General features: G+C 63.7%; 11 protein-coding genes. All 11 read left to right on the top strand.

Annotated elements, in window-relative coordinates:
* Window positions 1-193 precede the first annotated feature (193 nt).
* Entirely contained in the window at window positions 194-3667 is a 3474-nt protein-coding gene (locus tag WCE05_RS16360) for a response regulator (RefSeq protein WP_368816167.1), read from the top strand.
* Complete coding sequence (locus tag WCE05_RS16355; RefSeq protein ID WP_225790352.1) at window positions 3664-4485, top strand: protein-glutamate O-methyltransferase CheR; 822 nt, start codon at window positions 3664-3666, stop codon at window positions 4483-4485. The genes WCE05_RS16360 and WCE05_RS16355 overlap by 4 nt, the downstream gene beginning before the upstream one ends.
* On the top strand, window positions 4482-5057 hold the full coding sequence (locus WCE05_RS16350) for a chemotaxis protein CheB (protein WP_368816166.1): 576 nt from the start codon (window positions 4482-4484) through the stop codon (window positions 5055-5057). The genes WCE05_RS16355 and WCE05_RS16350 overlap by 4 nt, the downstream gene beginning before the upstream one ends.
* A complete protein-coding gene (locus tag WCE05_RS16345; protein ID WP_368816165.1) occupies window positions 5051-6277 on the top strand; it encodes an ATP-binding protein in 1227 nt (408 codons plus the stop codon). The genes WCE05_RS16350 and WCE05_RS16345 overlap by 7 nt, the downstream gene beginning before the upstream one ends.
* A 44-nt stretch (window positions 6278-6321) precedes the next feature.
* Window positions 6322-6699: a response regulator gene (locus WCE05_RS16340; RefSeq protein ID WP_225790355.1), complete on the top strand. Its 378-nt coding sequence runs from the start codon at window positions 6322-6324 to the stop codon at window positions 6697-6699.
* A 39-nt stretch (window positions 6700-6738) separates the two neighbouring features.
* Window positions 6739-7638, top strand: a complete 900-nt coding sequence (locus WCE05_RS16335; RefSeq protein WP_225790356.1) for a LysR substrate-binding domain-containing protein — start codon at window positions 6739-6741, stop codon at window positions 7636-7638.
* Window positions 7639-7760: 122 nt separating this feature from the next.
* Window positions 7761-8678: a hydroxymethylglutaryl-CoA lyase gene (locus WCE05_RS16330; RefSeq protein WP_225790357.1), complete on the top strand. Its 918-nt coding sequence runs from the start codon at window positions 7761-7763 to the stop codon at window positions 8676-8678.
* A gap of 39 nt (window positions 8679-8717) precedes the next feature.
* Window positions 8718-9917, top strand: a complete 1200-nt coding sequence (locus tag WCE05_RS16325) for a CaiB/BaiF CoA transferase family protein (RefSeq protein WP_368816164.1) — start codon at window positions 8718-8720, stop codon at window positions 9915-9917.
* A gap of 61 nt (window positions 9918-9978) precedes the next feature.
* The gene (locus WCE05_RS16320) at window positions 9979-11301 is read left to right on the top strand and encodes an MFS transporter (protein ID WP_225790358.1); all 1323 of its coding nucleotides are present in this window, start codon (window positions 9979-9981) and stop codon (window positions 11299-11301) included.
* A gap of 165 nt (window positions 11302-11466) precedes the next feature.
* On the top strand, window positions 11467-13740 hold the full coding sequence (locus WCE05_RS16315; protein WP_225790359.1) for an FdhF/YdeP family oxidoreductase: 2274 nt from the start codon (window positions 11467-11469) through the stop codon (window positions 13738-13740).
* A gap of 456 nt (window positions 13741-14196) precedes the next feature.
* Window positions 14197-14377: hypothetical protein (locus tag WCE05_RS16310; protein WP_225790360.1), on the top strand; the 181-nt coding region annotated here is incomplete at its 3' end.

The raw sequence follows: 14377 nt of genomic DNA, 5'->3' as shown, positions 1-14377 counted from the left end.
GGCAGAAGTTCCCCCAAGCATAACGATCGGCACCTTTCCAGGGAACGATTAGCGCAGGGTACCTTCAAATACTGGCTAAGTGCCCTGTCAGACCTGGCAAAGCTGGTTAGACTCGCTATGAAGCCAGTGGGCGCAGCGGCAGGACCTGCCCGCCAGGCCCTTCAGTGGACTTTTTTCGCTCAGGCGTTTTCAGATGATTCAAGCAGCCTCGATGGATCAGCAAAGCTTTCGCAAGCTGTTGAGCCGCAACATCGGTCTCCCCCTGGGGGTGGGCCTGCTGGGCGCCGTGGCCTTCGTCGCGGTGATCAACTACCTGCTCTCGGCCATGCAGTGGGTCGAGCATACCGATCAGGTGATCGGCAATGCCAACGAGACGGTCAAGCTTTCGATCGACATGGAAACCGGCATGCGCGGTTTCCTGATCACCGGCGACGAGCGCTTCCTCGACCCGTACGAGGTGGCCAAGCCACGCATCTTCAGCAGCCTGCAGAGCCTGCGCGCCATGGTGGCGGACAACCCGCAGCAGGTCGAGCGCATCGACCGGCTGATCGCCTTGCAGCGCGCCTGGAACGACTTCGGCGGCGCCATGATCGCCCTGCGCCGCAACCAGGGCGACTACCAGAGCAGCATTGGCAACGGCCAGGGCAAGCGCCTGACCGACGAGATCCGCAAGGAGTTCGACGATCTCATCGCCAGCGAGCAGCAACTGCGCATGACGCGCAATGCGACGGTCAACACCGTCACGATGACGGCCATCAGCGCCTTCGTGGCGTTGATCGTCGCCCTGACCGGGCTGCTGGCGTACCTGGGCCGGCGTGACCTGCTGGCGCTGTCCGACAGCTATGTCGACAACCTGCAGGCCCAGCAGCGCGCGGCCGAGCGGCTGGAGCAACAGGCCTGGCTGCGCAACGGCCAGACCCAGTTGGCCGAGCAGGTGCTGGGCCAGTTGACCCTGCCCATGCTCGGCGACAATGTCTTGCGTTTCTTCGCCAGCTACCTGGGCAGCGTAGTAGGGGCCTTCTACATACGCGACGAGCAGGGGCATCTGGTTCGGGTAGCCAGCTATGGGCTGGATGCCGAGGAACAGGCCCGCGAGCAACGGCTCGGCAGCCAGGAAGGGCTGCTGGCCCAGGCGGTTCGCCAGTCGCGCCTGCTGCGCCTGGACGATCTGCCGCAAGACTACTACCGCCTGAGCTCCGGCCTGGGCAGCGGCCTGCCACGCAGTGCCTTGCTGATGCCGCTCAGCGATGACGGCCAGGTCAATGGCGTCATCGAGCTGGGCTTCTTGCGGCCGTTGCACGAACGCGACGGCGAGCTGTTGCAGCAGGTCGGCGGCAACCTGGGCATTTCCATCGAAACCGCCCGCTACCGCCAGCGTCTGCAGGAGGTGCTGGCCGAGACCCAGCAGCTCAACGAAGAGCTGCAGGTCCAGCAGGAAGAGCTCAAGACCGCCAACGAGGAACTGGAAGAACAGTCGCGGGTGCTCAAGGAGTCCCAGGCCCATCTGGAGACCCAGCAGGCAGAGCTCGAGCAGACCAACGAGCAGTTGGCCGAGCGCACCGAGGCCCTGGACCGCAAGAACAGCGAGCTGAACCAAGCCCAGCTGGAATTGCAGGCTCGCGCCGAGGACCTGCAGCGCTCGAACAGGTACAAGTCCGAGTTCCTCGCCAACATGTCCCACGAGTTGCGCACGCCGCTCAACAGCTCGCTGATCCTGGCCAAGCTGCTGGCCGAGAACGCCGAAGGCAACCTCAGCGAGGAACAGGTCAAGTTCGCCGAGTCGATCTACTCGGCCGGTAACGACCTGCTCAACCTGATCAACGACATCCTGGACATCGCCAAGGTCGAGGCCGGCAAGCTCGAGGTACGTCCGGAGCCCACCCAGCTCGAACGCCTGGTAGAAGGGTTGCAGGCCATGTTCCAGCCCCTGGCCCAGGACAAGGGCCTGGCCTTCAAGGTGCAGGTCGAGCCGCAGGTGCCGGCGACCTTGTTCACCGACCGCCAGCGCCTGGAGCAGATTCTCAAGAACCTGTTGTCCAACGCCATCAAGTTCACCGAGCACGGCCAGGTCAGCCTGGACATCAGCCAGCAGGCCGGGCAGGGCATCGTTTTCACCGTGCGCGACAGTGGCATCGGCATCGCCGCCGACCAGCAGCAGGCGATCTTCGGCGCCTTTCACCAGGTCGACGGCACCAGCAACCGCCGCTATGGCGGCACCGGCCTGGGCCTGTCGATCTCCCGCGACCTTGCCCACCTGCTCGGTGGACACATCAGCGTCGACAGCAGCCCTGGCCAGGGCAGCGTGTTCAGCCTGGTCCTGCCGGCGCGTTACGAGGCACCGGAGGAACAGGACCACGCGCACAGCCCGCGACCTGACGCCGATGAACCGCCGGCACCGCTGACGATGCCGGTGCCCGTGCCCGTCCAGGCGCCACGCCAGGCCCCGGCATTCGCCGACGACCGCGAGCGGGCGCCGTTCACCCGGCGCTGCATCCTGGTAGTCGAGGACGAGCCGAACTTCGCCCGTATCCTTTTCGACCTGGCCCACGAGCTGGGCTACGACTGCCTGGTGGCCCAGGCCGCCGACGAAGGCTTCGCCCTGGCCGTGCAATACACGCCGGACGCCATCCTGCTCGACATGCGCCTGCCCGACCACTCCGGGCTCACCGTGCTGCAGCGCCTCAAGGAGCAGGCCTCGACCCGCCACATCCCGGTGCACATCCTCTCGGTGGAGGACCGCGTCGAGGCGGCCATGCACATGGGCGCGGTGGGCTATGCGGTCAAGCCCACCAGCCGCGAGGAGCTCAAGGACGTGTTCGCCCGCCTGGAAGCCAAGCTCACCCAGAAGCTCAAGCACATCCTGCTGGTGGAGGACGATGACCTGCAGCGCGAGAGCATCGCTCGGCTGATCGGCGACGACGACATCGAGATCACTGCCGTGGCCCTGGCCCAGGACGCCCTGGCGCTGTTGCGCGAGCACGTCTACGACTGCATGATCATCGACCTGAAGCTGCCGGACATGCTCGGCAACGAGCTGCTCAAGCGCATGACCTGCGAGCAGATCCGCGCCTTCCCGCCGGTGATCGTCTACACCGGGCGCAACCTCACCCGCGAGGAAGAGGCCGACCTGCTCAAGTACTCGCGCTCGATCATCATCAAGGGCGCGCGCTCGCCGGAGCGCCTGCTCGACGAGGTCACCCTGTTCCTGCACAAGGTCGAGTCGCAGCTGTCCCACGAGCGCCAACGCATGCTCAAGACCGCGCGCAGCCGCGACAAGGTCTTCGAGGGGCGCAGGATCCTGCTGGTGGACGACGATGTGCGCAACATCTTCGCCCTGACCAGCGCCTTGGAGCACAAGGGCGCCATCGTCGAGATCGGCCGCAACGGGCGCGAGGCCATCGAGCGCCTGGAGCTGCACGAGGACATCGACCTGGTGCTGATGGACGTGATGATGCCGGAGATGGACGGCTACGAGGCGACCCGGCTGATCCGCCAACAGCCCCGCTGGCGCAAGCTGCCGATCATCGCCGTGACCGCCAAGGCGATGAAGGATGACCAGCAGCGTTGCCTGCAGGCCGGTGCCAACGACTACCTGGCCAAGCCGATCGACCTGGACCGGCTGTTTTCCCTGATCCGTGTCTGGCTGCCGCAACTGGAGCGAATTTGACTAGCGAACGTAACACCGATATCGAGATCCGGCTGCTGATCGAGGCGATCTACCTCAAGTACAGCTACGATTTCCGCGATTATTCCGGCGCTTCGATCAAGCGCCGGATCCTGCATGCCTTGCGCCAGTTCGACTGCCGTACGGTGTCGGCGCTGCAGGAGCGGGTGCTGCACGACCCGGGCATGTTCATGCAGCTGCTGCAGTACCTGACGATCCCGGTCAGCGAGATGTTCCGCGACCCGGGGCACTTCCTCGCGCTGCGCAACGAGGTGGTGCCGCTGCTGCGCACCTGGCCGTCGCTCAAGGTATGGATCGCCGGTTGCAGCACGGGCGAGGAAGTCTATTCGATGGCCATCCTGCTGCACGAGGAAGGCCTGCTCGAGCGCACCATCATCTATGCCACCGACATCAACCCGCACTCGCTGGAAAAAGCCAAGCAAGGCATCTACTCGCTGCAGGACCTGCACAAGTATGCCGAGAACTACCGCAAGGCCGGTGGGCGTCGCGACTTCTCCGAGTACTACACCGCCGCCTATGGCAACGGGATCATGGACGCCAGCCTGCGCGACAACGTGACCTTCGCCGACCACAGCCTGGCCACCGACAGCGTGTTCTCCGAGACCCAGCTGGTGTCTTGCCGCAACGTGCTGATCTATTTCAACAAGGACCTGCAGGACCGCGCCCTGGGCCTGTTCCACGAGTCGTTGTGCCACCGCGGCTTCTTGGTCCTGGGCAGCAAGGAGTCGGTGGACTTTTCCGCCTACGGCGAGCGTTTCGAGGCGCTGGTACGGCCCGAACGGATCTACCGCAAATCATGATCGGGGTAGAGGCGGTGGTCATCGGCGCTTCGGCCGGCGGTGTCGCGGCGCTGTTCAAGGTGCTCGGTGCCTTGCCGCCGGGGTTCGGCATCCCGGTGCTGTGCGTGTTGCACCTGCCTGACGACCGCCACAGCCAGCTGGCCGAGGTGCTGCAGCGGCGCCTGCACCGGCCAGTGCGCGAGGCCCGTGACAAGGAGCGCATCGCGCCGGGGCTGATCTACGTGGCCGGGCCTGGCTACCACCTGTCGGTGGAGCGTGACCTGACCCTGTCGCTGAGCCAGGAAGAGCCGGTGCATTTCTCCCGCCCGGCGATCGACTTCCTGTTCCAGTCGGCGGCCGATGCCTATGGCCCCGGTTTGCTTGGCGTGCTGCTCACCGGTGCCAACGAAGACGGTGCCCAGGGGCTTGCCTGCATCAAGAACAGCGGGGGCCGGACCGTGGTCCAGGCCCCCCGCGACGCACAGGTCGCGCTGATGCCGGAGGCCGCACTGGCCCTGCATCGGCCCGACCATATCCTTTCCCTGAACGGTATCGGGCAACTGCTCGCGACCCTGGAACCCTGCGCATGCTAAGCCATATCATCGCCAAACTGCTGATCGTCGACGACCTGCCGGAAAACCTGCTGGCCCTCGACGCCCTGATCCAGGGTGCGGATCGCGAAGTGCACAGGGCCCAGTCCGCCGAGCAGGCATTGTCGCTGATGCTCGAGCATGAGTTCGCGCTGGCCATCCTCGATGTGCAGATGCCGGGCATGAACGGCTTCGAGCTGGCCGAGTTGATGCGCGGTACCGAGAAGACCAAGAGCATCCCGATCGTCTTCGTCAGCGCCGCCGGGCGGGAGATGAACTATGCCTTCAAGGGCTACGAGAGCGGCGCGGTGGACTTCCTGCACAAGCCTCTCGATACCCTGGCGGTGAAGAGCAAGGTCTCGGTGTTCGTCGACCTGTACCGCCAGCGCAAGGCCCTCAATCGCCAACTGGAAGCCCTCGAGCACAGCCGCCAGGAGCAGGAGCAGTTGTTGGCCCAGCTGCAGGTGGCGCGCAGCGAGCTGGAGCATGCGGTGCGCATGCGCGACGACTTCATGTCGATCGTCTCGCACGAGGTGCGCACGCCGCTCAATGGCCTGATCCTCGAGACCCAGCTGCGCAAGATGCACCTGGCCAGGGGCAACCTCGCGGCCTTCACCGAAGACCGCTTGCGCGCCATGGTCGAGCGTGACGAACGGCAGATCAACAGCCTGATCCGGCTGATCGAGGACATGCTCGATGTGTCGCGGATACGCACCGGCAAGTTGTCGATCCGCACCCAGCCGTTCGATCTCGGCCACCTGGTACGGGGGTTGGTCGAGAACTTCGCGGCCCAGGCCACCGCCCTCGACACCCACATCGAACTGGAGCGCTGCGAGGCATTGCCGGGGGAGTGGGATGAGTTTCGCATCGAGCAGGTGGTGGCCAACCTGTTGTCCAATGCCCTGCGTTATGGCGAGCGGCGGCCGGTACGGGTGCGGGTGTTCGAGGCGCACGGCATGGCCTGTGTGCAGGTTCAGGACCAGGGCATCGGCATCAGCGCTGCTAACCAGCAACGGATCTTCCAGCAGTTCGAGCGGGTCGCTGCGCAGCAGGCCAGTGGCGGCCTGGGGCTTGGCCTGTACATCTGCGAGCAGATCGTCCAGGCTCACGGCGGGCGTATCCAGGTCGACAGTGAGGAGGGCAAGGGGGCGACCTTCAGCCTGTACCTGCCGCTGGCGACGGCACGGCGAGAAAGCGACCAGGCGCAGGCAACCTCTGCGTGAGCCTGGGGTCAGATAGCCAACCTGTTGAATTGCAAGGCGCTGCCATGAGTGAAGATGCACAAGATGTCGTATTGATCGTCGAGGACGAGCCGGCGATTCGCATGATCCTGCGCGATTACCTGGCAGGCGAGGGCTACCATGTGCTGGTGGCCGAGGATGGCGAGCAGGCCTTCGCCATCCTCGCCAGCAAGCCGCACCTGGACCTGATGGTGACCGATTTCCGCCTGCCGGGCGGGATCTCCGGCGTGGATATCGCCGAGCCGGCGGTCAAGCTGCGGCCGGACCTGAAGGTGATCTTCATCAGCGGTTATCCGGCGGAAATCCGCGATTGCGGCAGCCCTATCACGCGCAAGGCGCCGATCCTGGCCAAGCCGTTCGACCTCGATAACCTGCGCGAACAGATCCAGGAATTGTTGCGCTGATGATGACACCAGGCCTGGGCAAGGCCCGTTAGGAAGACCATGTGGCAATTTGATCCGGTATCGCTCAGGCTCTTCATCGCCGCGTGCGAGGAGGGCAGTATCGCGGCGGCTGCGGCACGGGAGTTCATCGCGCCTTCAGCGGTGAGCAAGCGGATCTCGGACATCGAGTCGGCCTTCGCCACCGCGTTGCTGGTGCGCGGCAAGAAAGGCGTGGCGCCCACCCCGGCCGGGCAAGCGTTGCTCCGCCATGCACGAAAGTTCATGCGCGACATCGAGCGCCTGCAAGGCGAGCTGAGCGAATATGCCGAAGGTGCTCGCGGCCATGTGCGGGTGCTGGCCAACGTGTCGTCGCTCATGGAGTTCCTGCCCGAAGAGCTCGCCCGCTTCCTGGCCGAGAACGAACATATCCAGGTCGATGTCGAGGAGCGGTTCAGCTCGGATGTGGTACGTGGCATCGAGGAAGGGCAGGCTGATATCGGCGTCTGCCGCAAGTCCATGGCCGAAGGCGACCTGGAGTTCCATCCGTACCGCAGCGACCACCTGGCGGTCGTGGTCAATGCCCGCCACCCCCTGGCGGGCCGTGAAAGCCTCAGCTTCGTCGAGACGCTGGATTTCCATCACCTCAACATCTCGGCCTTTTCCACGCTCGGTACCCAGATGCAGAAACGGGCCCGTGCGGCGGGCAAGGACTTGCAGTACCGAACCTGCGTATCGTCCTTCGATGCGGCGCTGCGCCTGGTGGCTGCAGGCATGGTGCTGGCCATCTTTCCCCGCGAGGCGGTGGCGCGGTATGTGGAGCTGTTCGGGCTGCGGGTCATTCCGCTGACCGATGACTGGGTCACGGACGAGTTCGTCATCTGCGTGCGGGACAGCGCGAGCCTTTCGCTTGCGGCCAGGCGCCTGCTCGATCATCTCTTGGCCACACCTGTTTCCGCATAGGCAAGCGGCACCGGCGTCGCGCTATCCATCGCCGACGGAGATGGATAGCACCGCCAAAAACGTCTTTTCCGCGCTTTGCGAGCTCCTTAGGCTGGCAGCACTTCCTCTCGCCTGGGGCCGGCATGAACCACATCACCTTGAACGAAGTCGGCATGCGCGATGGCTTGCAGAGCCTTCGCAGCATCATGCCCACCGCCGCGAAGCTGAAATGGATCGACATGGCCTACGAGGCCGGTGTGCGGCACATGGAGGTCGCATCGTTCGTGCCCGCCAAGCGCCTGCCGCAAATGGCCGATGCCGACGCGGTCGTCGCCCATGCCCTGGCCTTTGCGGACCTGACCGTCACGGTGCTGGCGCCCAATCTGCACGGGGCACAGGCCGCGCTCGCCTCTGGCGCCCAGCGCATCATCGTGCCGGTGTCGGTCAGTGCCGCCCACAGCCTGTCGAACGTGCGCCGTAGCCCGGAGCAGATGGTCGAAGCGTTCGCCCGCATGTGCGAGCTGCGCGACCAGGCAGGCCATCCGGTGACGATGATCGCCGGCATGTCGACCGCCTTCGGCTGCACCTTGCAAGGGCAGGTTCCCCTGCACGACCTGCTCGCGTTGACAGCGAAGGTCGTGCAGGCCGGTTGCGACATCGTTTCCCTGGCCGATACCACCGGCCACGCCACCCCGGGCCAGGTCGAGCGAACGCTGCAGGCGGTGCGAGCCGTTGCCGGCGACAAGCTGCGCTCGGTGCATTTCCACGATACCCGCGGGCAGGCCCTGGCCAACTCGCTGGTGGCTGTCCAGCACGGCATTCGTGAGCTGGATGCGTCCCTGGGCGGCATTGGCGGGTGTCCGTTCGCCCCGGGGGTGTCGGGTAACGCCGTCAGCGAAGACCTGGTGTTCATGCTCGAGGGCATGGGCTTTCGAACCGGTATCGACATCGAGCGCTTGCTGGCGTGCCGGAAAGCCGTCGAAACCTCGCTGCCTGGCGAACAGCTGCATGGCCACCTCGCACGTGCCGGCCTGCCCAGGCGCGTTCCAACCTTTGCTTGATTTCACTCGGGCGTGAAGGCCTGTAACGGAGTGCATCCGATGTCAACGCTGCCGCTTGAAGGGATTCGTGTCGTCGAGCTGTCCCACATGGTGATGGGGCCTGCGTGCGGCATGGTATTGGCTGACCTGGGCGCCGAGGTGATCAAGGTCGAACCACCGAAAGGGGATGGCACGCGGCACCTTCCCGGGGCGGGCGCGGGCTTTTTCAGGATCTTCAACCGCAACAAGAAGAGCGTCGCCGTCGACCTGGGCACGACGGCCGGCCAGGAAGCGATCCTGGCCCTGGTCGATAGCGCCGACGTGTTCATCGAGAACTTCAAGCCCGGGCGCATGGCCGGGTTCGGCCTGGACTACGACACGCTTCACGCGCGTAACCCCGCGCTGATCTACGTGTCCCACAAAGGCTTCCTGAAGGGCCCTTACGAACATCGCCTGGCATTGGACGAAGTCGTGCAGATGATGGGCGGGCTCGCCTACATGACCGGCCCCGCGGGGCAACCGCTGCGTGCGGGCAGTTCGGTGAACGACATCATGGGCGGCATGTTCGGCGCCATTGGCGTTCTCGCCGCCTTGCATGAGCGAAACCGGACGGGCAGAGGCAAGGCGATCCAGAGCGCCCTGTTCGAGAACTGCGTGCTGCTTTGCGCCCAGCACATGCAACAGTATGCCGTGACCGGCCAGGCACCTGCGCCGATGCCCAGCAGGATCAGCGCCTGGTCGATCTATGACGTTTTCAGGTTCGCAGGCGATGAGCAGATGTTCGTCGCGGCAACCGGCGATGGGCAATGGGCTGCGCTGTGCAGGGTCCTGGGCCAGGAAGCGCTGCTGGACGATCCCAGCCTTGCGACCAACACGGCGCGTGTGGCGCAGCGCCCCCGGCTGCTCGCCCACCTGGCCGAGATCTTCGCCACCCTGGATGCCCAGGCGCTGGCGGTGCAACTGGAGCGCAATGGCATTCCGTTCGCGGCGATTCGTAAGCCCGAGGAACTGTTCGACGATCCCCACCTGCAGGCCAGCGGTGGCCTGGCCACGTTGCAACTGGACGACGGTTCGCATACCGAAGTGCCGTTGCTGCCACTGAGCTTCGATGGGGAGCGTTTCGGGCCTCGTCTTGCATTGGCGCGCGTGGGCGAACATACCGTCGAGGTCATGCGAGGCCTGGGGTATGACGATACCCGGATCGAGGGGCTGCAGACGGCCGGTATCTTCAGCGCCGCCAACGAGCCTGATGCCGTTTAACTGACCGGCATTGGGAAAAGGACTTTTCATCTCGAACAATTAGAAAAACCGGAGAAACCCCATGGTCACCGTTACCAACGCTTCGGCCCAGCAGGCCTCGGGCGAGGATCATCTGAAAGAGTTGCTGCTCTACCGCCGGGTGGCCTGGCGCATCGTCCCGCTGGCCATCATCTGCTTCCTGTTTTCCTATTTCGACAGGATAAACATCAGCTTCGCCAAGACGCAGATGCAGGCCGAACTGGGGCTGAGCGATACGGCCTATGGTCTGGCCGCGAGCATGTTCTTCATCGGCTACGTGCTGTTCGAGGTACCCAGTGGCCTTGGCCTGAGGAAGTACGGTGCGCCGGCCTGGATCTGCCGCATCATGATCTCGTGGGGGCTGGCGACGGCTGCCCTGGTGTTCGCGTATTCGCAATACACCTTGTACTTCCTGCGCTTTCTCATCGGGGTCATGGAGGCAGGGTTCGGCCCGGCCATCCTGTTCTACATGGCGTGCTGGTTCCCCAAGAAGCAGCTGGCTGGCATCAATGGGATCTGGTTCCTCGCCATCCCCCTCTCCGGCGCTGTCGGCGCGCCGCTCGCAGGGCTGGTGCTCAACGGCATGGACGGTTTCCTGGGGTTGGCGGGGTGGCACTGGCTGTTCGTGCTCTCCGGCCTGCCGTGCTGCCTGATGGGGCTGGTCGTGCTGTGGAAACTGGACCGGGATATCCAGTCCGCCAAGTGGCTTTCCCAGGAAGAAAAGGACCTGCTGCAAAAGAATGTGGAAGCTGGGCGTGACAAGGTGCCCGAAAGCCATTCCTCGTTCTGGAGGGTGCTGGTGACGCGCGAAGTGGCGGTTTTCGCGTTCGTGTACTTCGGCATCAAGATGGCGAGTTATGGCCTGAACTTCTGGATGCCGCACCTGATCGCCCAGTCGGGCGTCAAGGACATGCTCCATGTCGGCATGCTGACCGCCTTGCCTTACGCGGTCGCCTGCGTTGGCATGCTATGGATGACGCGGCGATCCGACCGTACAGGGGACCGCAAGTCCTACCTGATGCTGTGCATGCTGGCGTCCACGGTCGGTTACCTACTGGCTTGCTGGTTCTTCGACAGCCCGGTCATATTGATGGCGGCCCTGGTGCTCGCGACCGCAGGGTCGTTCATCGCGATACCGATCTTCTGGTGCCTGCCCCAGTCGACGTTTTCGGGCATCGCCATCGCCAGTGCCGTTGCCGCGGTGAACTCCATGGGGCAACTGAGCGGCATGATCGCCCCGGCCATGGTGGGCTTGATCAACGACCTCACCGGGCAGACGTACATGGGCATGCTGGCGATCGTGCCGGTGTTGATCGCCAGTTGCTATGTGCTGGCCCGCTATGTGCGCAATCCTGCAATGGGCTGATGCCTGCCGCGGCCAACTGGGTTCATTTGCCTTTCTTCATCGAGGTTGTATCTTTTTACTGTTCTTGAAACATCAGCGGTATTGCCAGCGACCCCGCTATAACAGCGGTTGATAATCCAACTATCGACTTATAGCGTTATCGGATAAGTCGTGTAGGGAGTGACCATGGCGAATCGACGCAAGGTACCTGGTGTTCGCAACTACGATGGCCCGGCGGGAGGCTGGGGCGCACTCAAGGCGACTGCAACGGCGGTACGAGAGCAGATGGACACGCTCAAGGCGCCTATCACCCTCATGCGCACCAACCAGCCGGACGGTTTCGATTGCCCAGGGTGCGCCTGGCCGGACAAGGAGCATCGCTCGACCTTCCAGTTCTGCGAGAATGGCGCCAAGGCCGTGACCTGGGAGGCGACCAACAAGCGCGTCACCCCGGAGTTCTTCGCCAACCACCCGGTCGCCACCTTGCTCCATCGCACGGACTACGAGCTGGAAGATCTCGGCCGGCTGACCCACCCGATGGCCTACGACCGGGCCAGCGATACCTACAAGCCGGTCGAATGGGAGCAGGCATTCGCCAGGATCGGCGAGATACTCCGTGGCCTGGAGCCGAACCAGGTCGAGTTCTATACCTCCGGCAGGGCGTCCAACGAGGCGGCCTACTTGTACCAGTTGTTCGCCAGGGCGCTGGGCACCAACAATTTCCCGGACTGCTCGAACATGTGTCACGAGCCCACCAGCGTGGGCTTGCCGCGTTCCATCGGCATGGGCAAGGGGTCGGTGTCGCTGGATGACTTCGAGTCTTGCGAGCTGGTGATCTCGATCGGCCACAACCCCGGGACCAATCATCCCCGCATGATGGGGACCCTGCACGAAGTGTCGCGACGCAAGGTGCCGATCATGGTCTTCAACCCGCTTCGCGAGCGCGCGTTGGAGCGCTTCGCCGACCCGCAGAACATGATCGAGATGGCTACCTACGGCTCCACGCGGATCGCCTCGACCTACTTGCAGGTGAAGGCCGGCGGTGATGCGGCGGCCATCAAGGGCGTGATGAAATCGCTGCTGGAGCTGGAAGACGCTGTCGGGGGTGTGCTCGACCATGAATTCATCGAGCACCACACCAATGGTTTCGATGCGCTGAAAGCCGACCTGCTGACCACCGCCTGGCCAGACATAGAACAGGCCAGCGGCCTGAGCAAGGCGCAAATGGAGAAGGTGGCTGCAGCCTATGCCAAGTCCAACGCGACCATCGTCACCTATGGCATGGGCATTACCCAGCACAACGAGGGGACGGCCAACGTCCGGTTGATCTGCGACCTGCTGATGCTGCGGGGGAATTTCGGCAAGCCTGGCGCGGGGATCTGCCCGCTGCGCGGCCACTCCAACGTCCAGGGCAACCGGACGGTGGGCATCACCGAGAAGCCCTCCGCCAGCTTTCTGCGGAAGATCGAAGAGGTATTGGGCTTCAAGCCGCCAACCGCGCATGGCCACGACGCCGTGCAGGCCATGCAGGCGATGATCGCCGGCACCTCCAAGGCACTCATCTGCCTGGGCGGCAACTTCGCCGTGGCGCTGCCCGACCCGGGCCAGTGTTTCCCGGCCATGGGCAAGCTGGACCTGAGCGTGCACATCGGCACCAAGCTCAACCGTACCCACTTGCTGGTCGCCAAGGAAACCTTCCTCTTCCCGTGCCTCGGCCGCACCGAGCTGGATGTGCAAGGGGGCGTGCGCCAGTCCATCACCGTCGAGGACTCCATGTCGATGGTCCATGCCTCGGCCGGCAAGTTGAATCCCGCCTCCGAGTTCTTGCGCTCGGAACCGGCGATCGTGGCGGGCATGGCCCACGCGACCCTGCCTGACAGCCCCGTGCCCTGGCTGGCGCTTGCCGCGGACTACGACAAGATCCGTGACCTGATCGAGAAGACCATCCCGGGCTTTGACGACTACAACGAGCGCATCCGTGTTCCCGGTGGGTTCCGCATGCCGCTGCCTGCCACGGAGCGGGTGTGGATGACACCTTCCGGAAAGGCTGAGTTCTTCGTCTTCCCAGGGCTGCATGAAGACAAGGAAGTCGATGGCGACGATGTCTTGCGCTTGATCACCCTGCGTAGCCATGACCAGTACAACACCACCATCTATGCCATGGATGACCGCTACCGCGGTGTGTTCGGCCGGCGCGATGTGCTGTTCATGAACCCGGCGGACTTGGAGGCGCGTGGCCTGGCCCATGGCGACCTGGTGGACATCGAGACGGTCTCCCATGGCAGGAAGATGCGCTATGAGCGAATCACGGCCATCGAGTACAAGATCTCTGCTGGCTCGGTGGGGGCGTACTATCCGGAGGCGAACCAATTGGTGCCACTGGATTATATCGACGTGGACAGTGGCACGCCGTCGTACAAGTCGGTGCCGGTGCGGGTGATGCGTTCGGAGCTCAACTGAGCGAAGTGCTTTCGGTTGGTGGGGCAACTGCCATTAGGGCCGCTGCGCGCCCCTCGAGTTCGGCGCTATCCTGTGGGAGCCGGCTTGCCGGCGATGGGGCGCGCAGCGGCCCTAATATTTGCCAACTCGATCCAGGGGCTGGACGCTGCTCTGATATGGGCGTCGAATATATTAATGGGTCTATATTCATATAGGCATTTGCAGCTTATGAATGTTCGCGGTGTTCGTCAAATTGCTTTCTTTTAATACTTGATAAGTGTCATCTATCACTAACTTGCAATGCGTCGGAAACCCCTGTTTTTACGGGCTCATAGATAAGCCCGATCACTCTGTAGTTACTTTTGATTGGACGGGGCGCGGCAGCAAAAATAGTCTGCCGTTGTAAAGTTTTGAAGCGCACCTGGAAGTTCGCACTTCAATTCGACCTCCCTCTGCGTGCCAATCAAGGGTTACCTGATGAGCGAAGAAGAACATATTAGAACCTACAACGGGCCGGCTGCCGGCTGGGGTGCGCTCAAGAGCGTGACCAAGGCCTGGCTGGGCAGCGAGAATGCCTTCAAGAACCTGCGGGCCATGCTCAAGACCAACCAGAACGGTGGCTTCGACTGCCCCGGCTGCGCCTGGGGCGAGTCGCCGG

It is taken from the genome of Pseudomonas sp. I2, from assembly GCF_040984075.1.
In the GTDB taxonomy this organism is placed as follows: Bacteria; Pseudomonadota; Gammaproteobacteria; order Pseudomonadales; family Pseudomonadaceae; genus Aquipseudomonas; species Aquipseudomonas guariconensis_B.
This window is presented reverse-complemented; position numbering and strand designations above follow the sequence as displayed.

Coding starts and splice junctions, on each gene's coding strand:
- WCE05_RS16350 (WP_368816166.1), top strand. CDS start 4,482: ATGATCGGGGTAGAGGCGGTGGTCATCGGCGCTTCGGCCGGCGGTGTC.
- WCE05_RS16335 (WP_225790356.1), top strand. CDS start 6,739: ATGTGGCAATTTGATCCGGTATCGCTCAGGCTCTTCATCGCCGCGTGC.
- WCE05_RS16315 (WP_225790359.1), top strand. CDS start 11,467: ATGGCGAATCGACGCAAGGTACCTGGTGTTCGCAACTACGATGGCCCG.
- WCE05_RS16325 (WP_368816164.1), top strand. CDS start 8,718: ATGTCAACGCTGCCGCTTGAAGGGATTCGTGTCGTCGAGCTGTCCCAC.
- WCE05_RS16340 (WP_225790355.1), top strand. CDS start 6,322: ATGAGTGAAGATGCACAAGATGTCGTATTGATCGTCGAGGACGAGCCG.
- WCE05_RS16320 (WP_225790358.1), top strand. CDS start 9,979: ATGGTCACCGTTACCAACGCTTCGGCCCAGCAGGCCTCGGGCGAGGAT.
- WCE05_RS16330 (WP_225790357.1), top strand. CDS start 7,761: ATGAACCACATCACCTTGAACGAAGTCGGCATGCGCGATGGCTTGCAG.
- WCE05_RS16345 (WP_368816165.1), top strand. CDS start 5,051: ATGCTAAGCCATATCATCGCCAAACTGCTGATCGTCGACGACCTGCCG.
- WCE05_RS16360 (WP_368816167.1), top strand. CDS start 194: ATGATTCAAGCAGCCTCGATGGATCAGCAAAGCTTTCGCAAGCTGTTG.